This window comes from Micromonospora sp. NPDC048842 (genome assembly GCF_040649935.1).
GTDB lineage: Bacteria > Actinomycetota > Actinomycetes > Mycobacteriales > Micromonosporaceae > Micromonospora > Micromonospora hortensis.
In genome coordinates this window covers 21,578-42,049 of sequence record NZ_JBEZGK010000037.1, presented here as the reverse complement: position 1 = coordinate 42,049, position 20,472 = coordinate 21,578, and the positions used below count along the sequence as shown (strand labels likewise).

21 protein-coding genes are annotated in these 20,472 nt (G+C 72.9%); 11 read left to right on the top strand and 10 right to left on the bottom strand.

Annotated elements, in window-relative coordinates; translation table 11 throughout:
• Window positions 1-18: 18 nt before the first annotated feature.
• Window positions 19-831, bottom strand: a complete 813-nt coding sequence (locus AB0C19_RS31805) for a DUF3097 domain-containing protein (RefSeq protein ID WP_357191308.1) — start codon at window positions 829-831, stop codon at window positions 19-21.
• 173 nt (window positions 832-1,004) lie between these two features.
• Here AB0C19_RS31805 and AB0C19_RS31800 point away from each other — a divergent pair, with 173 nt between their 5' ends.
• Window positions 1,005-1,799, top strand: a complete 795-nt coding sequence (locus tag AB0C19_RS31800; RefSeq protein ID WP_357191305.1) for a hypothetical protein — start codon at window positions 1,005-1,007, stop codon at window positions 1,797-1,799.
• 132 nt (window positions 1,800-1,931) lie between these two features.
• Here the strand turns inward: AB0C19_RS31800 and AB0C19_RS31795 are convergent, their stop codons facing one another.
• From AB0C19_RS31795 to fabG, 4 genes are all read right to left on the bottom strand, one after another.
• Window positions 1,932-2,711, bottom strand: coding sequence for an HAD-IIA family hydrolase (locus AB0C19_RS31795; RefSeq protein WP_091403868.1), 780 nt, complete (start codon window positions 2,709-2,711; stop codon window positions 1,932-1,934).
• A 15-nt stretch (window positions 2,712-2,726) separates the two neighbouring features.
• Window positions 2,727-3,755, bottom strand: coding sequence for a ferrochelatase (locus tag AB0C19_RS31790; RefSeq protein WP_357191302.1), 1,029 nt, complete (start codon window positions 3,753-3,755; stop codon window positions 2,727-2,729).
• Between the two features lie 100 nt (window positions 3,756-3,855).
• Window positions 3,856-4,623: an enoyl-ACP reductase FabI gene (gene fabI / locus AB0C19_RS31785; RefSeq protein WP_357191300.1), complete on the bottom strand. Its 768-nt coding sequence runs from the start codon at window positions 4,621-4,623 to the stop codon at window positions 3,856-3,858.
• Window positions 4,624-4,650: 27 nt separating this feature from the next.
• Complete coding sequence (gene fabG, locus AB0C19_RS31780) at window positions 4,651-5,355, bottom strand: 3-oxoacyl-ACP reductase FabG (RefSeq protein ID WP_357191298.1); 705 nt, start codon at window positions 5,353-5,355, stop codon at window positions 4,651-4,653.
• 155 nt (window positions 5,356-5,510) lie between these two features.
• On the opposite strand from fabG, the gene AB0C19_RS31775 reads away from it, so the two are divergent.
• The 5 genes from AB0C19_RS31775 (at window position 5,511) to AB0C19_RS31755 (ending at window position 9,944) form a co-directional block, all read left to right on the top strand.
• Window positions 5,511-6,740, top strand: coding sequence for a histidine kinase (locus AB0C19_RS31775; protein WP_357191296.1), 1,230 nt, complete (start codon window positions 5,511-5,513; stop codon window positions 6,738-6,740).
• Window positions 6,737-7,399, top strand: coding sequence for a response regulator transcription factor (locus AB0C19_RS31770; protein ID WP_357191294.1), 663 nt, complete (start codon window positions 6,737-6,739; stop codon window positions 7,397-7,399). The genes AB0C19_RS31775 and AB0C19_RS31770 overlap by 4 nt, the downstream gene beginning before the upstream one ends.
• Before the next feature lie 99 nt (window positions 7,400-7,498).
• On the top strand, window positions 7,499-8,404 hold the full coding sequence (locus tag AB0C19_RS31765; protein WP_357191292.1) for an alpha/beta hydrolase: 906 nt from the start codon (window positions 7,499-7,501) through the stop codon (window positions 8,402-8,404).
• Window positions 8,401-9,666 (top strand): acyltransferase family protein, encoded by a 1,266-nt coding sequence (locus AB0C19_RS31760; RefSeq protein WP_357191290.1) that lies wholly within the window; start codon window positions 8,401-8,403, stop codon window positions 9,664-9,666. Before AB0C19_RS31765 ends, AB0C19_RS31760 begins: the two co-directional genes overlap by 4 nt.
• Before the next feature lie 62 nt (window positions 9,667-9,728).
• Window positions 9,729-9,944, top strand: coding sequence for a hypothetical protein (locus tag AB0C19_RS31755; RefSeq protein WP_196925116.1), 216 nt, complete (start codon window positions 9,729-9,731; stop codon window positions 9,942-9,944).
• Between the two features lie 93 nt (window positions 9,945-10,037).
• Here AB0C19_RS31755 and AB0C19_RS31750 read toward each other — a convergent pair whose 3' ends face one another.
• From AB0C19_RS31750 to AB0C19_RS31740, 3 genes are read right to left on the bottom strand one after another with little or no spacing between them, the layout of a single operon-like run.
• On the bottom strand, window positions 10,038-10,988 hold the full coding sequence (locus AB0C19_RS31750) for a VWA domain-containing protein (protein WP_091403838.1): 951 nt from the start codon (window positions 10,986-10,988) through the stop codon (window positions 10,038-10,040).
• Entirely contained in the window at window positions 10,985-11,986 is a 1,002-nt protein-coding gene (locus AB0C19_RS31745; protein ID WP_357191327.1) for a DUF58 domain-containing protein, read from the bottom strand. The genes AB0C19_RS31750 and AB0C19_RS31745 overlap by 4 nt, the downstream gene beginning before the upstream one ends.
• On the bottom strand, window positions 11,965-13,062 hold the full coding sequence (locus tag AB0C19_RS31740; RefSeq protein WP_196924350.1) for a MoxR family ATPase: 1,098 nt from the start codon (window positions 13,060-13,062) through the stop codon (window positions 11,965-11,967). The genes AB0C19_RS31745 and AB0C19_RS31740 overlap by 22 nt, the downstream gene beginning before the upstream one ends.
• A gap of 241 nt (window positions 13,063-13,303) precedes the next feature.
• Here AB0C19_RS31740 and AB0C19_RS31735 point away from each other — a divergent pair, with 241 nt between their 5' ends.
• The 3 genes from AB0C19_RS31735 (at window position 13,304) to AB0C19_RS31725 (ending at window position 15,835) form a co-directional block, all read left to right on the top strand.
• The gene (locus tag AB0C19_RS31735; RefSeq protein WP_357191287.1) at window positions 13,304-13,534 is read left to right on the top strand and encodes a hypothetical protein; all 231 of its coding nucleotides are present in this window, start codon (window positions 13,304-13,306) and stop codon (window positions 13,532-13,534) included.
• Window positions 13,535-13,776: 242 nt separating this feature from the next.
• Complete coding sequence (locus AB0C19_RS31730) at window positions 13,777-14,310, top strand: PH domain-containing protein (RefSeq protein WP_357191325.1); 534 nt, start codon at window positions 13,777-13,779, stop codon at window positions 14,308-14,310.
• Window positions 14,311-14,353: 43 nt separating this feature from the next.
• Window positions 14,354-15,835, top strand: coding sequence for a PH domain-containing protein (locus tag AB0C19_RS31725; protein WP_357191285.1), 1,482 nt, complete (start codon window positions 14,354-14,356; stop codon window positions 15,833-15,835).
• 146 nt (window positions 15,836-15,981) lie between these two features.
• On the opposite strand, the gene AB0C19_RS31720 is transcribed toward AB0C19_RS31725, so the two are convergent.
• Window positions 15,982-17,058 (bottom strand): phosphatase PAP2 family protein, encoded by a 1,077-nt coding sequence (locus AB0C19_RS31720; protein WP_357191283.1) that lies wholly within the window; start codon window positions 17,056-17,058, stop codon window positions 15,982-15,984.
• 128 nt (window positions 17,059-17,186) lie between these two features.
• Between AB0C19_RS31720 and AB0C19_RS31715 the strand changes: the two genes are divergently transcribed.
• Window positions 17,187-17,591: a hotdog domain-containing protein gene (locus AB0C19_RS31715; protein WP_030488289.1), complete on the top strand. Its 405-nt coding sequence runs from the start codon at window positions 17,187-17,189 to the stop codon at window positions 17,589-17,591.
• Window positions 17,588-18,418, top strand: a complete 831-nt coding sequence (locus AB0C19_RS31710; RefSeq protein ID WP_357191280.1) for an MBL fold metallo-hydrolase — start codon at window positions 17,588-17,590, stop codon at window positions 18,416-18,418. Before AB0C19_RS31715 ends, AB0C19_RS31710 begins: the two co-directional genes overlap by 4 nt.
• Window positions 18,419-18,424: 6 nt before the next feature.
• On the opposite strand, the gene AB0C19_RS31705 is transcribed toward AB0C19_RS31710, so the two are convergent.
• A complete protein-coding gene (locus AB0C19_RS31705) occupies window positions 18,425-20,251 on the bottom strand; it encodes an alpha-galactosidase (protein ID WP_357191278.1) in 1,827 nt (608 codons plus the stop codon).
• Between the last annotated feature and the right edge of the window lie 221 nt (window positions 20,252-20,472).

The window sequence follows — 20,472 nt, the reverse complement described above, 5'->3', positions numbered from 1 at the left end:
GGCCGGAGAACCAGGCGGTCAGGCCGGCTCGGTGACGAAGTCGATGAGGCGCTCCATGGCGTTGATCAGGGGGGTCTCCACGTCGGCGAAGCTGTTCACCCGGGACAGGATGTGCCGCCACATGGCGGCCGGCTCGGCCACCCCGAGGGCCGCGCAGACCCCCTCCTTCCACGGCCGCCCCGGGGGCACCACCGGCCAGGCCGCAATGCCCAACGCGGCAGGTTTGACCGCCTGCCACACGTCCACGTAGGGGTGCCCGGTCACCAGCACGTGCGGCGAGTTCACCCGGGCGACGATCCGGCTCTCCTTGCTGCCCGGCACCAGGTGGTCGACGAGCACGCCGAGTCGTCGGGTCGGGCCGGGGCCGAAGTCGCGTACCTCGGCGTCGAGGGCGTCGATGCCGTCCAAGGGCTCGACCACCACGCCCTCGATCCGTAGGTCGTCGCCCCAGATCCGCTCGACCAGCGCGGCGTCGTGGATGCCCTCCACCCAGATTCGGCTGGCCTTCGCCACCTGGGCCCGCACGTTGTCCAGGGCGACCGAACCGGACGCGGTCCGCCGACGGGCCGTCGGCACCGCCGCCCGGGTCGGGCGGCGCAGCGTCACCGGGCTGCCGTCGAGCAGGAACGCCGCCGGCAGCAGCGGGAAGTTGCGCCGTTTACCGTGCCGGTCCTCCAACACCACAGCTCCGGCCTCGAAGCCCACCACCGCTCCGCAGAACCCGGAGTCGGCATCCTCGACCACGAGATCCGGTTCGGCGTCCACCTCGGGGGTGACCTTGCGCCGTCGCCAGTCGCCCGCCAACACGTCCTCGCCGTATCGCCCCGCCATGTCGATCACGCTAAACCCAGCCCGCGCCCACCCCGGCCCCCGACACACCGCCCCGCCCCCTGACCGCCGACCAGAGGGGGCGGGGATTAGGGCGAACAGGGCAGTTGGGGGCAGGCCGGGCGACCGGAGCGGCAGCCGAGACAGGGCAGGTCGTGACCACGTACCCTTTCGGCATGTCCACCCCCGCAACGGGCGCGGCCACACTCGCGCCGCGCCGGTCCAGCCGGTTCGTTGCCTGGGTGCGCGCGTGGCGCGCCGGGTTGGTGCCCTACGACGAGGTCGCCGACGCCATCGCCGGCGACGAGGAACACCTCGTCGCGGACGCCCCGGGCACCTGGACCGACGTCCCGCTGGGCGCCGCGCTGCCCACCCTGGCCAAGCTCTCCCCGGACGAGATCCGCCTGGTGCTGCCCGCGCCGGGCGACCCGAGGGGTCTGCCCGGCCCCGGCGACTTCGCCGGTGCGGCGCTGGTCACTGGCGAGGCGGTGGTCGCCGGCGGGCTCGGGTTGATCCCCCAGGTGCGGCTGCACACCTCCGGCTCCGGGGACTGTTTCGAGACGGTGCTCTGGCGGGTCTACCCGCTGCCGGCCAACGCGGCCGCCGCGTCACTCTCGTTGCCCGGCGCCGCCGAGGCGGAGGCCGAGTTGGCAACCGCGCTGGCCGAGACGACCGCCGTGCTGACCCGCCTCGACGTCGCCCAGTGGCGGCCCGAGCTGGCCGGTGCGCTGGCCGCGCTCCGCCGCCCGGACGGCACCACCGACCTCCCACCGGGCTTCGACCCGCGGGCCCGCCGGCTCTTCGCCCGGGCCGCGGTGCTCGACCGGGTTCTGGCGTTGGCCGGGCACGCCGCCCCGGGCGGCGCGATCAACAACTACGAGGCGCAGCAACGGGACGCGGCACTACGGCCACTCACCGCAGCCTGCCGACAGGCGCTGGTGGCCGCCTGCAACGCCCCCCTGCGCCCCTGACGGAGGCAACCATGGCTGGCACCGCGCTGTTACTGCTGTTCGCCGCCGGTGAGGTGCTGTTCCTCGTCTGGATGATCATCGTGGTACGTCGCCAGCACCGAGGCATGGTGGCGGCCCGCCAAGGTCGATCGGTCAGATCTCGTCGAGCAGGTCCGCGACCGAGTTGATGATCCGGGACGGACGGTACGGGTAGCGCTCCGCCTCGGTGCGGCTGCTGATCCCGGTGAGCACCAGGATCGTCTCCAGCCCAGCCTCCAGGCCGCACAGGATGTCGGTGTCCATCCGGTCACCGATCATCGCGGTGCTCTCCGAGTGCGCGTTGATGGTGTTGAGCGCCGAGCGCATCATCATCGGGTTGGGCTTGCCGACGAAGTACGGCTCGACCCCGGTCGCCTTGGAGATCATGGCGGCGACCGAGCCGGCGGCGGGTAGCGCGCCCTCCACGGACGGGCCGGTCACGTCGGGGTTGGTGCAGATGAACCGGGCGCCATCGTTGATCAGGCGGACGGCCTTGGTGATCGCCTCGAAGCTGTAGGTGCGGGTTTCGCCGAGCACCACGTAGTCGGGGGCGAAGTCGGTCAGCACGTAGCCGACGGCGTGCAGCGCCGTGGTCAGCCCGGCCTCACCGATGACGTACGCGGTGCCACCTGGCCGCTGGTCGGCGAGGAACTGGCCGGTGGCCAGGGCGGAGGACCAGATCGACTCCTCCGGTACGTCCAGGCCCATCCGGCTGAGCCTGGCCGTCAGGTCGCGCGGGGTGTAGATCGAGTTGTTGGTCAGCACCAGGAACGGCTTGCCGGAGGCGCGCATCCGGTTGATGAACTCCGGCGCGCCGGGCACCGGTTGGCCCTCGTGCACCAGCACGCCGTCCATGTCGGTCAGCCAACTCTGCACGGGCTTACGGTCATGCATGATGATCCTCAGAGGTCAGGGGCGACGGGTCGGCACGCAACAGACGGTGGGGCAGCTGTCCCACATGGGCAGCTCGCCCAGGCGGCGGCGTAGCTGCGCGCCGTCCGGGTCGGTCCGCTCGGTGACCAGCTCACGCACCATTGTCACGAAGCGCGGGTCGGTGCCCGGCGTGCCGGCCCGGACGAAGTCCAGGCCGAGCTGCTTCGCCGTCTCCAGCGCTTCGGTGTCCAGGTCCCACACGACCTCCAGGTGATCGGAGACGAACCCGATCGGGCTGACCACCACAGCCGTGGTGCCGCCCTGCGCGAGGGCGGCCAGGTGGTCGTTGATGTCCGGTTCCAGCCACGGCACCTGCGGCGGGCCGGAGCGGCTCTGCCAGACCAGGTCGTACCCCAGGTCGGGTGCGGCGGCAGCGGCGACGAGCCGGGCGGTCTCGTGCAGCTGCGCCTCGTACCGGCCGCCGTGTGGGCCGGCGTTCGCCGCCATCGAGGTGGGGATGGAGTGGGCGGTGAAGACCAGTCGGGTGGTGTCCCGCTTCGCCGGGTCCAGCTGGCCCAGCGCCGCCCGGACCGCGTCGACGTGCGGCTCGACGAAGCCGGGGTGGTCCCAGAACTGGCGCAGCTTCTCGATCACCGGGGCGTCCGGGCCGACGGCGGCACGGGCGGCGGCGATGTCCTCCTGGTACTGCCGGCAGGACGAGTAGCCGCCGTACGCGCTGGTGACGAAGGCCAAGGCCCGGGTGACCCCGTCGTCGTGCATCCGGGTCACGGTGTCGGCGAGCATCGGGTCCCAATTGCGGTTGCCCCAGTAGATGGGGAGGTCGACACCGTGCGCGTCGAAGTCGGCGCGGACGGCGGCCAGCAGGTCCCGGCACTGCTGGTTGATCGGGGACACCCCACCGAAGTGCTGGTAGTGCTCGGCGACCTCGACCAGTCGTTCGGGAGGCACACCCCGGCCCCGGGTCACGTTCTGCAGAAACGGCATCACGTCCTCGGGCCGTTCGGGCCCGCCGAAGGACACCAGCACCACCGCGTCGTACGACATGGGGTCATTCTTGCCCCTCGGCCGGGACGTCCCGGCGACGCCCCCTGGTCCGGACGCGTAGATCACGCGGACGGTGACCAGGGAGCGTCACGGTGCAGCGTCAGGAACCGATGGCGTGGTAGCCGCCGTCGACGTGGACGATCTCGCCGGTGGTGGCCGGGAACCAGTCGGAGAGCAGCGCCAGGCAGGCCCGCGCGGCGGGCTCCTGGTCGGTGAGGCTCCAGCCCAGCGGGGCACGCTCGGCCCAGGCGTCCTCGAACTGGTCGAAGCCGGGGATCGACTTCGCGGCGATGGTGCGCAGCGGCCCGGCGGCGACCAGGTTGCTGCGGATGCCCTGCTTGCCCAGGTGCATGGCGAGGTAGCGGGACGCGGACTCCAGGCCGGCCTTGGCCACGCCCATCCAGTCGTAGACCGGCCACGCCTTCGTCGCGTCGAAGGTCAGGCCGACCACCGCGCCGCCGGGCAACATCAGCGGCAGCGCCGCCATCGCCAGCGACTTGTACGAGAAGGTGGAGACGTGCAGGGCGGTCGCCACGTCCTCCCAGGGCGCGTCGAGGAAGCCGCCGCCCAGGCAGCTCTGCGGGGCGAAGCCGATCGAGTGCACGACACCGTCGAGGCCGTCGACGTGCTCGCGTACCCGGTCGGCGAGGCCGGCCAGGTGCTCGGTGTTGGTGACGTCCACCTCGATGACCGGCGCCGGCTCGGGCAGCCGCTTGGCGATGCGCTCGACCAGGGAGAGCCGGCCGTAGCCGGTGAGCACGACCTGCGCGCCATTTTCCTGAGCGAGCTTCGCCACCGAGAAGGCGATCGAGGCGTCGGTGATGACACCGGTGACGAGCAGTCGCTTACCGGCGAGCAGTCCGGACATCGCTGATTTCCTCCGTAGTCAAAAGGGTTAGTGGCCCATGCCGAGGCCGCCGTCGACCGGGATGACGGCGCCGGAGACGTACCCGGCGCTGTCCGAGGCCAGCCAGGTGACCACGGCGGCGACCTCGTCCGGGCTGGCCATCCGGCCGGCCGGGATGGACTTGAGGATCTCCGCCTTGCGGTCGCCGGTGAGGCCGGCGGTCATGTCGGTGTCGATGAAGCCGGGCGCCACCACGTTCGCGGTGATGTTGCGGCTGCCCAGCTCCCGGGTGATCGAGCGGGCGACGCCGACGAGGCCGGCCTTGCTGGCGGCGTAGTTGACCTGCCCGGCGCCGCCGGCGAGGCCGACCACCGAGGAGATGAAGATCATGCGACCCCACTTGGCGCGGAGCATCTTGCCGGAGGCCCGCTTCGCGACCCGGAACGCACCGGTGAGGTTGGTGTCCACCACGTCGGTGAACTGCTCCTCGGACATCCGCAGCAGCAGCGTGTCGGCGGTCATGCCGGCGTTGGCGACCAGCACCTCGACCGGCCCCAGCTCGGCCTCGACGGCGGTGAACGCGGCGTCGATCGAGGCGGCGTCGGTGACGTCGGCGCGGACGCCGAACAGCCCGTCGGGCGCCTCGCCGCTGCGGTGGGTGATCGCCACCCGGTCGCCCTGCTTGGCGAAGGCCTGCGCGATGGCCAGGCCGATTCCCCGGTTACCCCCGGTCACCAGCACGGTACGGGCCACTGTTCCCCCTTGCGAATGGTCAGCACGGACGCGTCGGAGCCTAGGCGTTACCGGCAGGTAAGCGCTAACGGGAGTCGCGTCACACTGGGGTACGACACCGGGATCAACCCCTGGTGGCACGCCTGGTGGCGGGGTCGGCCCGTAGCCTCCGGGTGGTGAACCGGCATCCGATCGCGGTGGCAGCGCGGGCCCTGCGGCAGACAGTGTTCGGCCCCGACGACCGCCCCGAACGGTCGCTGCTGGCCCGTTGGCCCGGCCCGGCCCGCTACGCCGCGCCGGTCGGCCTGCTCGCCGCGCTCGGCCTCTTTTTGATCACGTTGACTGTGGAGAGCGACTGGGGCCTGCCGCCGCCGATCGCTCTCCTGTTCGCGGCGATGACAGTGGCGCCGCTGCTGGCGCTGCCCCGGCGTCCGCTGCTGGCCTGGCGGCTGACGGTGCTGGCCCTGCTGATCTGCACCTTCAACGCCCCGGACGACCAGGCCTGGCCGTGGACCCCGCCGCTGGCACTCGGGTCGATCGCGGTGCTGGCGGTGGTCGTCGCACGGGTCGACCGGCCGGTGCTGGCCTGGGTGGTGACGATCAGCACGGTGCCGGTGCTCACCCTGGTCCATCCCGACAACCGGGTTCCCGTCCTGCTGCTGCTCGGCGCGCTGGCGATCGTCGGCGACCTGATCCGGCGTAACCGGCTGTCCCGGCACGCCCTCGAGGCGCAGGCCGAGCTGAGCGAACGGGAGCAGGAACGCCGCGCGGTGCTGGAGGAACGCACCCGGATCGCCCGGGAGCTGCACGACGTGGTTGCCCACCACATGTCGCTGATCGCGGTGCAGGCGGAAACCGCCCCGTACCGGCTGACCGACGTGCCGGCCCCGGCAGCCGCGGAGTTCGTCGCCATCGCCGCGTCGGCCCGCGACGCGCTCACCGACATGCGGCGGCTGCTGGGGGTGCTGCGCAGCGAGACCGGCGGGCCGCAGACCGCGCCGCAACCGGACCTCACCGACCTGGACGCGATGGTGGACGCGGCACGCCGGGCCGGGCTGCCCGTGACCCTGGACGCCGAGCCGGTGGAGGACGACCGGGTGCCCGCGCCGGTCGGGCTGGCCGCGTACCGCATCGTGCAGGAGGGCCTGGCCAACGCGGCCCGCCACGCGGCCGGCGCCGCGGTGCGGGTCACCGTCCGCGCCGGCCGGTCCGGTCTGGTTGTACGCGTCGAAAACTCCCCTGCCGACGTCCGACCGACCGCCGACGGCGGCCCCGGGCACGGGCTGACCGGCATGCGGGAGCGGGCCACCTCGCTGGGCGGTACGTTCACCGCCGGGCCGCTGCCCGACGGGGGTTACGCGGTGGCGGCCGAGTTGCCGTACGACGCGGAGGGCGGGGAACGATGATCCGGGTGCTGATCGCCGACGACCAGGCGATGGTCCGGCAGGGTTTCGGCGCGCTGCTCGCCGCCCAACCGGACCTGCTGGTGGTGGGGGACGCCTCCGACGGCGAGCAGGCGGTGGCCGCCGCCCGCCACCTCGACCCGGACGTGGTGCTGATGGACGTGCGGATGCCGGTCATGGACGGGCTGGAGGCCACCCGCAAGCTGCTCGGTGACCGGTCGACGCAGCGACCCCGGGTGCTCATCCTCACCACCTTCGACCTGGACGACTACGTGTACGAGGCGCTGCGCGCCGGGGCCAGCGGATTCCTGCTCAAGGACGCCCCGGCGGCCGACCTGGTGCAGGCGGTGCGGGTGGTGGCGGCCGGCGACGCGCTGCTCGCCCCGGGGGTCACCCGCCGGCTGATCGCCGAGTTCGCGAACCGTCCGGACCGCCGCCGCCCGCGCCCCACCGACCTGGCCGGGCTCACCCCGCGCGAGACCGAGGTGCTGCGGTTGATCGCCCGGGGCCGCAACAACGCGGAGATCGCTGGTGACCTTGTGGTGGCCGAGCAGACGGTGAAGACGCACGTCGGGCGGATCCTGGCCAAGCTGGGGCTGCGCGACCGGGCCCAGGCAGTGGTGCTGGCGTACGAGACGGGTCTGGTGGCCGCCGGCGAGTAGCCCCGTGGAGCCAGCTCGGCAACGGCTCTGCGGGCTGACGACCGGGCCCCGCCCCTGAGCGCACTCTCCCTCCGGACGACATTCCGGAGGGAGAACGTGATGCGACGACGAGGTGCCAGCCGGGTGGCGATGGCCGCGCTGCTCGGCGTGAACCTGGTTCTGCCGACCCGACCCGAGCCGGCCACGGCGGCGGGGTTCGTCGAGGCGTACCCGGTGATGGCGGCGGCGATGCGCGCGGCCGGCCCCCCGTACGCGGACTGGGCTGCCGACGGACGCCGGTTCCTGCTGTTCGACGAGCGCGGTGACGGCCGCGCTGTCGAGGTTTTCGGCGACCTCGCCGACGCGGACCGGATCGCGGTGCTGGTGCCGGGGGTCGGCAGCACCCTCGCCGACTTCGACAGGGGGTTGGGCGGGGTGGCCCGGCGGGCGCCGGCGGTGCAGGCCGGGCAGCTCTACCGGGAGCTGCTGGCGACCGATCCGGCGGCGCGGGTCGCGGTGCTGGCCTGGCTCGGCTACGACCCGCCCGACGGGGTGTTGACCGCCGCCGGTGGCGTCAGCGCGCGGCGCGGCGCGGCCGGGCTGGCCGCACTGCTGAGGGAGTTGGCCGAGCGGCGTCCGGCGGCGACGATCACGCTGGTCGGGCACAGCTACGGGGCGCTGGTGGTGTCGCTGGCGGCGGCGGACGCCCCGGCCCAGGTCACCGACGTGGTCAGCCTCGGCGGCGTCGGCGCCGGGGTGCAGCGCGCCGACGACCTGCCCGGCGGGCGGCGGTTCTGGGCGGCCGAGGCGCCGTCCGACTGGATCCGTCGGGTACCGCCGGTGCGGCTGCCCGGCCTGGGTTTCGGCCGGCGGCCCGGCGATCCGGCGTTCGGCGCCCGAGCGCTGCCGGTGGGCGGGGTGGCGGGGCACGACGGCTACCTCGCGCCGGGCAGCGCCGCGCTGGTAGCGGTGGCGGCTGTCGTGCTGGGCGGCGTCGACACCGACCGGATCGGGGACGCCCGGTGAACCGGGACCGCGCGGTCGACGCGCTGCGGGCGTACGCCATCGGCGGTGTGGTGCTGGGGCACTGGCTGGTCACCGGCTTGGTGCTGACCGGCGACGGCGGGCTGCACCAGGCCAGCCCGCTGACCGCCCTGCCCGATCTGGCCCCGATGACCTGGGTGTTGCAGACGCTCGGGTTGTTCTTCTTCACCGCCGGGTTCGGCTCGACCCGGTCGCTGGCCCGCTACCCAGGCGGCGCGGGCGGTTGGCTCGCCGGGCGGCTTCGGCGGCTGCTGCTGCCCATGGTGGCGCTGCTCGGAGTGGGGGCCGCCGTGCTGCTCGCCGCCACAGTCGTCGGCACCTCCGACGACACGCTCGCCGTCGCGCTGCGGCTGGCGGTCAGCCCGCTGTGGTTCCTGCTGCCCCTGGTGATCCTGGTCGTGGTGACCGGCCCGCTGCGCGTCGCCGTACGCCGGTGGGGGGTGGCGCGGTGCGGGGCGCCGGCGGTGGCAGTGGTGGCCGCTGTCGACCTGGCCGTCCGGCTGCTGCCGGCCGGCACCGACCTGCCCCCGGTCACCGTCCTGGCGGCCTGGTCGGTGCCGTACCTGCTGGGCGTGGCGCACGCCGACGGGCGGCTGGACGGCCGGCGGGCGGGCGGCACGTTGGCCGCCGGTGGGGCGGTGGGGCTGGCGGCACTGCTGGCGCTGGGCTACCCGGTGAGCGCCGTCGGCGTGCCCGGGGCCGGGGTGTCCAACCTGAACCCGCCGTCGCTACTGGTCGTGGCGCTGGCGGTGACCCAGGTCGGGCTGGGGATGCTCGCCCGGCCGGCACTGCACCGGCTGCTGACCCGGCCGCTGCCGGGTCGAGCGGTGACCGATGTGAACCGGTCCGCCGTCCGGATCTACCTGTGGCACCAGCCGGTACTGGTGGCGGTGACAGCGCTCACCGCCCGCAGCGGGCTGGCACTGCCCGGTCTGCACACCGCCCCGGACGGCCCGGGGTGGGTGCTGGCGCGCTGCTGCTGGCTGCCGCTGCTCGCCATGGTGCTGGTCACGGTCGTGCGGGTGGGGCAGCCGCGCTCGTTCCGCCGAGGCGTACGCGCTGGTGGCGAGCGGCGTCGCCAACCGGGCGGTGGAGGGGTCGCCGGCCGGTCGGCCGAGTGCGTTCCGTCGGCACCGCAGGTGTACGATCATCGACGTTCCGGCCCGCCCGACTTGCAGGAGGTGATCGCTGTGCGAGATAGCGATCCTCCCAGTCGTGGCCGGGCCGATGGTCAGTCCCGCTGAGCCACGACTCAGTCTGGTGAGCTGACCCCGCTCCGCTCCCCACCACGTCGGCACCTGCCGAGGTGAGTGTGCCGCGCCGCCCGATCCCGGGCGGTCGCCGGGAGCCGCCCGGTCACGACTTCGTGTGCGCGTCCCCACCCCCTGCGGTCCGCCCCCGCACGCGGACCGTCCAGCCGCCACCCGGAGCCGTCATGAGCCGCTACGTCGCCCCGCTGGGCTTCACCCTCGCCGCCGTCTGGGTGGCCATCGTCTTCGTGCTCGCCGGTGGCGGTCACTGACCGCTCCGGGCCGGCTGTGTCGCCGACCGCTGGCTGACGCTGCCTCGTGCTGGTGCCGGCGGCGGCGGTCGTACACCGCCGCCGGCGCACCGGCTACAGCATCCGGGACGACCAGAGCAGACTGAACGCGCCCGCGCAGAGCGCCAGCAGCAACGCCACCCCGGCGTACCACTGGGTCACCTCACGCGGCTCGGTGCGGAACCCGATCGAGCTGCCCATGTCCTGGTAGACCTGCTTCAACTCGCTCACCGAGGCCGCCTCGTAGAAGTAACCCTCGGTGGTCTCGGCCAGCTCGGCGAGGGCCAACCGGTCCACCGGCACCCGCTGCAACTGCCCGCCGATGTCGACCTGACCGGTGTCGGTGCCGAAGGCGATGGTGGAGACCGGAACGTTGGCCGCCTGCGCGGCCGCCGCCGCCTCCTCCACCGCCCGACCGGAGGTCCGGAAGCCGTCGGAGAGCAGCACGATCCGTGCCGGCGGAATGCCCGCCGCGCCGTCGGTCGGCACCGACCGGATCGCCTCCAGGCAGGTGAACACCGCCTCGCCGGTCGCTGTCGCCTCGGCCAGCACCAGTCCGTCGATGGCGCTGGTCACCGCGTCCCGGTCCTTGCCCGGCGGCACCAGCACGTTGGCCGCCTTGGCGAACGACACGAGCCCCAGGTTGTAGCTCTCCGGCAGCTCACTGACGAACTGCTTGGCCGCCTCCTGGGCCGCCTCCAGTCGGTTCGGCGCCACATCGTCGGCCTGCATCGACAACGACACGTCGATGGCGAGCATCACTGTGGCCCGCTCCAGCGGCTCCTTGGTGTCCACAGCGGGACGGGCCAGCGCGGTGGCCAGCACCAGCAGGCAGAGCAGGAACGCGGTCGCCGGGACGTGCCGACGCCAGCCCAGGCCCTTCGGCGCGACAGTACGCAGCAGGTCCACATTGGTGAACCGCATCGCGTACGCCCGACGGTGCAGCTGCCGCCAGACGTAGAACGCGGCGAGGGCGAAGACCGGCAGCACAGCCAGCAGCCACCACGGTTGCAGAAAACGGATCATCGTGTCGTCCCCCGGGTACGCGCGTGCCGCTGCGCGGCCACGAATCGCACCATGTCCAGCAGCCAGTCTCGGTCGGTACGCAGACGCAGGTGGGCCGCACCGGCGCCACGCAGGGCGGCGGCGATGGCGGCTCGTTGGGCGGCGGCGGCCTCGGCGTAGCGCTGCCGCAGCCGCGGGTCGGCGGTCTGCACCTCGTGCAGCTCGCCGCTCTCCGGGTCGACCACCGGCAACACGCCCACGTCGGGCAGCTCCAGCTCACGCGGGTCGACCACCTCGATCGCCAGCACGTCGTGGCGGACGCGCAGCTTGCGCATCGGCCGCGCCCACTGCTCGGCCGGCGCGAGGAAGTCCGAGACCACCACCGCCACCCCGCGACGGCGGGGCGGACGGTTGAGCATCTCGATCAGCGCGCCAAGATCACCACGGCCGGGCTGGATGGCGGTGCCGGCGACGGCACGCAGCAGGCCCTGCGCCTCCTTGCGCCCGGAGCGGGCCGGCAGCCGGGTGAGCACCCCGGGCCCGGACGGCGGTGGCCCGCCCCGCCACCGTCGCGCCGGCGCGGAAACCCCGCCGCCGGTGCCGATCACGGCGCCGATCCGGTTACCCCCGCGCACTGTCAGGTGGGTGATGGCGGCCGCGGCAGCCACCACCACCTCCCGTTTGAGCCACTGCCCGGTCCCGAAGTCCAGGCTGGCGGAGAGGTCCAGCGCGAGCCAGGTCTCCAGCTCCCGATCGGCGACCGTACGCCGCACGTGCGGTGTGGTGGTCCGCGCCGTGACCGGCCAGTCCATCCGGCGCACGTCGTCACCGGCGCGGTACTCCCGGGACTCACCCGCCTCACTGCCCGGTCCGGGCAGCAGGCCGGCGTAGTCGCCCTGCAGCAGACCGTCGAGCTTGCGGGTGACGAGCAGCTGAAGCCGGGACAGCACGGCCTCGCTACGGTCGGCGAGGGGGGCCGGACGAGGGGTGGGTGAGGTCACGGGCGCTGCCCGGGCCAGCCAGCGCCCGGCGGCGGCGCGATCGACGGTGGGGTGGCCTGCTGCCGGGGAGCGACAGCCGGGAGCGGGATCGTCGACATCACCCGCTGCACGATGTGGTCGGCGGGTACGTCGTCGGCGAGCGCGTCGTAGCTGAGCACCAACCGGTGCCGCAGGATGTCCGGCGCGATGTCCTGCACGTCCTGCGGCAGCGCGTAGTCACGCCCACGCAGCAGCGCGAGGGCGCGGGTGGCCCGGACCAGACCCAGCGAGGCACGCGGGCTGGCCCCGTACTGGATCAGTTGCGCGACGTCGGGCATGCCGTGCTCGGCCGGGGCCCGGGTGGCCAGCACCAACCGGACCGCGTAGTCGACAAGGGCGTTGTGGACGAAGACCTGGTCCGCCTTACGTTGCAGGGCGATCAGCTCCGGGGTGTCGAACACCGCGGTCGGCTCGGGCGCGGCCACGCCCATCCGGTAGACGATCTCCCGTTCCTCCGCGTCGGTCGGGTAGCCCACCACGATCTTCATGAGGAACCGGTCCCGCTGTGCCTCCGGCAGCGGGTAGACGCCCTCCTGCTCGATCGGGTTCTGGGTGGCCATCACCAGGAACGGGTCCGGCACCCGGTGGCTCTCCCCACCGATGGACACCTGCCGCTCACTCATGACCTCCAGCAGCGCGGACTGCACCTTCGCCGGCGCCCGGTTGATCTCGTCGGCGAGCAGGAAGTTGACGAAGACCGGGCCCAACTCGACGTCGAACTTCTCGCTCGACTGCCGGTAGATCCGGGTGCCCATGATGTCGGCGGGCACCAGGTCCGGGGTGAACTGGACCCGGGCGAAGGACCCACCGACGACCTTGGCGAGGGTCTCCACCGCCAGGGTCTTCGCCACCCCGGGCACGCCTTCGAGCAGGCAGTGACCGCGGGCGAGCAGCGCGACGAACATCCGCTCCACCATCCGGTCCTGCCCGACGATCACACGTTTGATCTCGAACAGGCCCTTCTCCAGCAGGGTGGCGTCCTGCGCGGGTGTGGTCACCGGGGCAGGTGCCGCTCCGTTCGGCGTCGGGGCGTCGGGCATGGTCGGCTGGGCCACCGGTCCTCCACAGCGTTTGTCGGTCGTCGCGGCTCGTGCGGTATCAAGACTCGCACGCCTTGCTGAGTGTCGAGGTGGGGAGAAGCCGATTTTGACCGCGCCGTCCCCACCGGCCGAATCACGCATCGCGGGTGTGCACGGACCGGCCCGCCGCGTGTACGATTCACCCCGTCGCCGGGCGGCTCCCCCCGTGGTCGCCCGGCGCTCAAACTCTCCGTCCCGCCGCCCTAGACTGGCCGGGATGAGCATCCCCTCCCCCGCCGATGAGGCCCTGGTCTGTTCGGCCCGGGGCTGCCGGTCCACCGCCGTCTGGGCGCTGGAGTGGAACAATCCCCGTCTGCACGACGCCGATCGGCGCAAGACCTGGTTGGCCTGCGCCGCGCACCGGGGCAGCCTCGGTGACTTCCTCGACGCTCGAGGCTTCCTGCGTGCCGTCACTCCGGTGCCCGGATCGCCTACGCTCGACCTGTGAGCGGCGACCCTCCGGCTTCCCCCGGCCCCACCTCCCCGTCCTGGCCGCCCACCCCGGCCACCGCACCACCCGGCGTCGACCCGCCGCCCGGCGCGTTCCCGGCACCCGGCACGCTCGGCCCGGAGCCCACCGCGCCGGATGCCTCGACGCCCGCCCCGCTGCCACCGGGCGCGCTGCCACCCGGTCACCGGCCGGCACCAGCCGCCGACCAGCGCGCGCCCGACCTGCCGCCCCCGGGCCTCCTGCCGCCCGACCCCGGTGCGCTGCTGACGGCCGCGCCGGGTGGTCGGGGTCCGTTGGAGCCCTGGCCGGACACTGTCAACTGGCAGCCGATCTCCACCGACCTGATCTGGGTGGAGCTGATCCGGCTGGCGATCGTGGTCGCCATCGGGCTGGCGGTGACCGGTGTCGGCTGGGCGCTCAGCGGTCACTGGTTGTTCGGGCTCGCCGTGGCCGTCGTGCTGGTGCTCGGCGCGTGGCGGGCCGTCGCGATCGTCCGCGCGGTCCGGGCCTGGGGGTACGCCGAGCGGGAGAACGACCTGCTGGTCCGGCACGGGCTGCTGGTCCGCCGGCTCTCCATCGTGCCGTACTCGCGGATGCAGTTCGTCGACGTGAGCGCCGGGCCGTTGGAGCGCGCCTTCGACCTGGCCACCGTGCAGTTGCACACCGCGGCGGCGGCGAGCGACGCCCGGGTGCCCGGGCTGCGTCCGGCGGAGGCGTCCCGGCTGCGCGATCGACTCACAGCGCTCGGCGAGGACCGGGCGGAGGGGCTGTGAGCACCCGCGCGGGCAGCCGCCGACCGCACCGAGGGCCGCGCCGATGAGCGACGGGCCCGCCGAGCCGAGCACAGTGCCCCCCACCGGCCCGACGCCACCGGGGCCGGTGCTGCCCGTTGGCTCGGCAGCCGCTGGCTCGGCACCGCCTGGGCCGGTGCCGCCCGGCACGCCTGCGCCGTGGCCGGCGCCGCCGGCCGGCGGCGAGGGCGAACCCCGGCAGCGACTGCATCCGCTCAGCCCGGTGCTGCACGGCGCCAAGTCCCTGGTCGTGGTGATCGCCGGGCTGTCCTGGTCGACACTGTCCCGGGTGGGCTTCGGCTGGTTCGCCGCAATGGTGGCGGTGCTGGCGCTCGGCGCGACAGTGCTGTCGGTGATCAGCTGGTACAACACCGGCTACCACGTCGTCGGCCGGGAACTACGGGTGTACGAAGGGCTGCTCTGGCGGCGTACCCGGGCCATCCCGTTGGAGCGGTTGCAGGCGGTGGAGGTGGTCCGGCCACTGCTCGCCCAGCTCACCGGCCTGGCCGAGCTGCGCCTGGAGGTGGTCGGCGGAGGCAAGACCGAGGCGCCACTGGCGTACCTCGGGGTGGCCGACGCGGCAGTGCTGCGCGAGCGTCTGCTGGCGCTGGCCGGGCGGGTGGCGCAGCAGCCCGCGCCCGGCGACGCGGCGGCCCCGGTGGCACCGGGTGCGACGGCGCCACCGGCTGCCGTGCCGGGCCGGCCACTGCACGCGGTACGCAACCAGAACCTGCTGATCAGCCAACTGCTCACCCCGCAGGCGTTCCTGCTCCCGTTCGGTGTGGCCTTCGTCGTGGTGCAGTTCCTCACCGCCGGTTCGTGGTCGTTCGTCGCGGTGGCGAGCACCCTGACCGCGATGGCGGGTGTGCTGCTGCAACCGATCCGCCGGGTCCTCGACGACTGGAACTTCCGGCTGGCCCGCGACGGCGGCACGCTGCGGGTGCACAACGGCCTGCTGGAGACGCGGGCGCAGACCGTGCCCCTGGAGCGGGTGCAGACCGTGCGGGCCACCTGGCCGCTGCTGTGGCGGATGAAGGGCTGGCTGCGGCTACGGCTGGAGGTGGCCGGTTACTCCGTCACGGAGGCCGACGACCGCAACCGGCCCGACCGGCTGCTGCCGGTCGGCGACCTGCCGACGGCGACGATGATCGTCGCCGAGGTGCTTCCCGGGGTACGCCTCGACGCGCTCACGCTGAGCCCGCCGCCGCGCCGCACCCGCTGGCTGCACCCGCTGGGCCGTACCGCGTTCGGCGCGGGGCTGTTCGAGCGGGTGTTCGCCACCCGGTCCGGGCGGCTCACCCGGCAGTTGGTGATCGTGCCGTACGCCCGGATCCAGAGCGTACGAGTGGTCCAGGGGCCCCTCCAGCGCCGTCTCGGCTTGGCCACCGTCCACGCGGACACCGCTGGTGGCTCCGGCGCCACCGCCCAGGACCGCGACCTGGCAGAGGCCTGGGCCCTGGCAGCCGAACTGACCGAAAGAGCCCACCAAGCCCGAACCCAACCCTGACCCCCACCCAGCCAACCCGCCCGCCCGCCCGCGGGCGGTGATCATGGAGTTATTGCACTCCCGCACGGCGTGTCGGGGCAACTTCATGATCAACGGATCGCGGCCCGGCCGGACCGAGAGGGGCCTGGGGAGCCCCGGAGGGTGGGTCAGTGGTCGGCGGGGACTGCGGGGTGGGTGGTGGTGTCTGGTTCCCGTGGCGTTGGGGGCTCAGGTTGGCCGGGCGGGGGGTCGGTGGGCTGCTCCGTGGACCGTGCCGCCTTGGCGCTCGGGTGGCGGACCCGCCAGGCCGCCCAGCCGCGCTCCGCCAGACCGACCACCAGGAAGGTCAGCCCCACGTAGGCCCAGCCGACCAGCACGTCGATCACGTAGTGCTCACCCGAGTAGACCAGGGTGAAGGTCATCGCCAGCGGGTACGCGAGCAGCAGCGGCCACCAGCGACGACGGGTGGCGGTCAGGAAGAACAACACCACGAACAACGCCCACGCCGTGTGCAGCGACGGCATCGCGGCGACCGGGTTGGAGGCGATCTGACCGGCGTTGAGGACGTTGCCGGCGCCGTGCATGCCGAACGCCTTCCAACCCCGGGTCGAGATCCGGGCGACCTCGGTGAGCAGGCCGTTCTGCGCCGCCCACCAGGGCGGGGCGGCCGGGTAGATGAAGTAGGTCACCAGGCCGGCCGCGCAGAGGAAACCCCAGCGCCGCATGTACGCGGCCCAGCGGTGCCGGTCGCGCAGCCAGAGCACAGCGGCGGCGGCCAGCGCCACCACGAAGTGGGAGAAGTACACCCAGCTCGCCGCGACATCCCACCAGTGCACCTGCGGGTGGTAGAAGTGCTGCTGCAACCAGACGGTGGGCACCTCACCGCCGGTGGCCCAGCCGAACATGAACCGGTCGGCGACGATCAGCTCCATCGCGTGCGGCGTGGCCCCGTTGTCAGCGAATCCGCGCGAGAGGTTGTAGATCACGAACAGCAGCACCACCGGCACCCAGTCCCGGGCGAAGCGCAGGTGACTACGCCACGGCCGTTCGCTGTTCCAGGCGATGGTCGCGAGCCAGATCCAGACGAAGGCGTAGGCCGGGTCGGTGGGCAGCCCGATGGCCAGCCACGCGGCGACGAAGGCGACCGCCCAGACGGTCATGGCGACGACGCGCCGACGACCCCCGTCCGGGGACGCGGGCGGGTCGGTCCGGGCGGGGGGCTGGGGGTCAGTCACGACGGCCATCGGGGTCAAGGTTAACGACGGGTACGGCATCGACCGACGGGGACCACCCGTTGCACGTCGAGGGGTGGTCGGGCCCGGTTCGTCGGGCGCGTGCTCGACGCGTCCGGTGAGCACCTAGGCTGACGACCATGCAGGAGCAGCCCGAGCCGGCCTTCGCGCCGGGTCTGACGGCCCAGGTCGAGTTGACAGTCACCGACGCGGACACCGCCCAGGCGGTCGGTTCCGGGGACGTACCGGTGCTGGGCACTCCCCGGGTGCTGGCACTTGCCGAGGCGGCCACCGTCGCGGCGACGGCGACCGGGATGCCGCCCGGGTCGACGACAGTGGGCACCCGGGTCGAGTTGGAGCACCTGGCGCCGACAGTGGTCGGCCGGACGGTCCGCGCGCAGGCGCTGCTGGCGACCGTCGACGGACGCCGGCTGTCGTTCGAGGTCACTGTCAGCGACGGCGACCAGACGGTGGCCAGGGGCCGGGTGGACCGGATCCTGGTCGACCGGGGACGCTTCGTCGAACGGGCCGGGCGGGCGTCGTGAACGCCGGCTTCGTCGAGGTCGCCGACCGGGTGCACGTGCTGGCCGAACCGCTGCTGCGGGTCAACGTCACACTGGTCGTCGGCGACGACGAGGCGCTCCTGGTGGACACGCTCTCCTCGGCCGCCCAGGCCACCGAGCTGGCCGCTGCCGTCCGGGCGGTCACCGACCGTCCGTTGACGATTGTCAACACCCACCACCACTACGACCACTGCTTCGGCAACGCCGTCCTGGCCGGCGACCCACCCCGCCCGGTGTACGCGCACGAACTGGCCGCCGCCGCCCTGCGCGAGGAGCCGGAGCGGCTGCGCCGGGAGGCGTACGAGGAGTTGCGCACTGAGCACCCGGCGCTCGCCGCCGAGCTGGCCGACACCCCGCTGCTCGCTCCCACGCACACAGTGCACGTCGAGACGGTCCTCGACCTGGGCGGTCGACGGGTGCTGCTGCGCCACCCGGGGCGGGGGCACACCGAGGCCGACCTGGTGGTGCACGTGCCGGACGCCGACGTGTTGGTCGCCGGGGACCTGGTGGAGCAGAGCGGCCCGCCCGCCTTCGAGGACTCGTACCCCTTGCAGTGGCCGGACGCGGTCGCGGACCTGCTGCGGCTGACCACCGCGCGCACCGTGGTGATCCCGGGCCACGGCGACCCGGTGGACGTCGACTTCGTGCGGGCCCAGCACGCGGAGCTGGCGAAGCTGGCCTGGCTGATCCGGGCCGGGCACACCGGCAGCGCCCCGCCGGAGCGGGTGGCCGCCGAGGCGCCCTTCGGGGCCCGCCCGGCCCTGGTCGCCGCCCACCGCGGCTACCAGGAACTGACCGGCACGGGTTAACCGGTTCTACGCCGCGGTACGGCGCCACTGCTGGTGGGTGCCGGTGCCACACGTCCACTGGGCCAGGCGGGCACCGTCGGTGGTGGCGGCGTTGAGCACCTCCAGGCACTTGCCGCTGTGTCGGGCGACGAGCTGCACGTACCCCGAGCCGAGATCCTGTACGCGCCACTGCTGGTTGGTGCCGCCGTTGCAGCTCCACTGGATCACGCGGACCCCGTCGGCGGTAGCGCTCGCGCCACCGTTGACGTCGAGGCACTTGCCGCTGTGCGCGCTGACCACCGTCTGGTAACCGCCACCCGCATCCTGGAAGCGCCACCGCTGGTTGGGCTGACCGTTCGCTGCCCACTGCACCATCTCGGCGCCGTCGGTGGTGGCGTTGTTGTAGACGTCCAGCAGCTTTCCGCTGTGCCGCGCGGCGAGGGTGTACGTGGTCGGCACCGGCACCGTGGTGTCCGGGGCCAGCCGGTACAGCCCGGATCCGTGGGCCGGGAGCGACCGGGTGAGGGTGCCGGTCACCGTGCCGAGTGCCGCGCCGGACCACAGGTCGGTCACTGTGGCCGCTCCGATCCCGAGGTCGGCGAGGTTCACCGACACCTGTGCCGCGCTGCTGTTGCGGTTGAAGAGGGCGACGTACCGATGGTTGCTGCCCGGCACGTCGGCGACCCACACCTGCTGGCTGCCGCCGTAGAGCTGACGGTTGTTAGCGCTGTTCTGGTTGACCCCGATGACCGCGGCGTTGGTCATCAAGGCCAGCTCCGCGGCGCGGTTCTCGACCAGGTTGCCGCCCCACATCAGCGGCGCCCGGTTGATTGCCCAGAGCGACATCAGGGTGCGCTGCTCGTCGGAGGTCAGGTTGGAGTACCGCGGCGACCCGACCGGCCCGTACTTGGAGAGCCGGCCGATCGGGATCATGTCGGCGTCGGGCCAGGCGCCGGTGGTGCGGTACGGGGTCCAGTTGCGCAGTTGGTCGAAGAGCGCGTCCACTGACGACCAGTTGTCCCACAGGTCGTTGACGATCCGCCACATGTGCGCGTTGGCCTGGACGTGTGCGCCGCTGGCCAGCGAGGTCGGGCCGGGCGACAGGCTCAGCACCATCGGGCGGCCGCTGCGCTGGATGGCCAGTCGGTATCCCTCGACCTCCGACTGCCGGTACGTCGGGGCGGCGATGTCGTCCACCTTCACGTAGTCGACTCCCCAGGACGCCAGCAACTGGAACATCGAGTCCAGGTAGGTCTGCGCGCAGGGGTTGGACATGTTCAGGCCCCACATCAGGTTGAGCCAGTTCGCGGTGGTGGTGTTGTTGATCTGGTTGGCGCGGCAGGTGGTGCCGAGGATCGGGACGTTGTCGGCGACCGCCTGACGGGGAATGCCGCGCATCAGGTGGACGCCAAACTTCAGCCCCTTCGCGTGCACGTAGTCGGCGAGCGGCTTGAACCCGTTCTCACCGGCGGCGGAGGGGAACCGGGTGGTGTCCGGCAGCAGCCGTCCGTTGGCGTCCATCCGGAGCCGGGGTTGCAGGTTCGCGTCCTGGTTGGGGCTGTTGTTGTGCTGACCGGGGTAGTACCAGGCCCAGTCGATCACCACGTACTCCCAGCCGAACTCCCGCAGGTTGGTGCCCATGTAGTCGGCGTTGGCCCGGACGTCGGCCTCGGTGACGCTCCAGTTGAACGAGTCGTAGCTGTTCCACCCCATCGGCGGGGTGTCGGCCACCCCGTTGTCCCACGCGGCCGCTCGCTCGGGCGGGTCGGCGACGATCATCCCGGCAGCCACGAGCAGCATGGCCAGTAGGGCCGCGACACGGCGAAACGCCAGAGGTACCAGAACCACCCGCATCAGAGCCTCCCCGCCAGCGCCCACGTTTCCATCGTGCTTCGTCGATGTTAACGCTCACAAAGCCCCGAGGTCAACCACGCTCCCCCATCCCCACCCCCACCCTCCTTGCTGCCGCGATCTTGCACTCTCTGTGGCGTCAAAGATGACCAAAGCGGACCAACTGACGACCGAAAGTGCAAGATCGGCGCGGAGGGGGTGGGGGCGGGGCGGGGCGTGGGGGG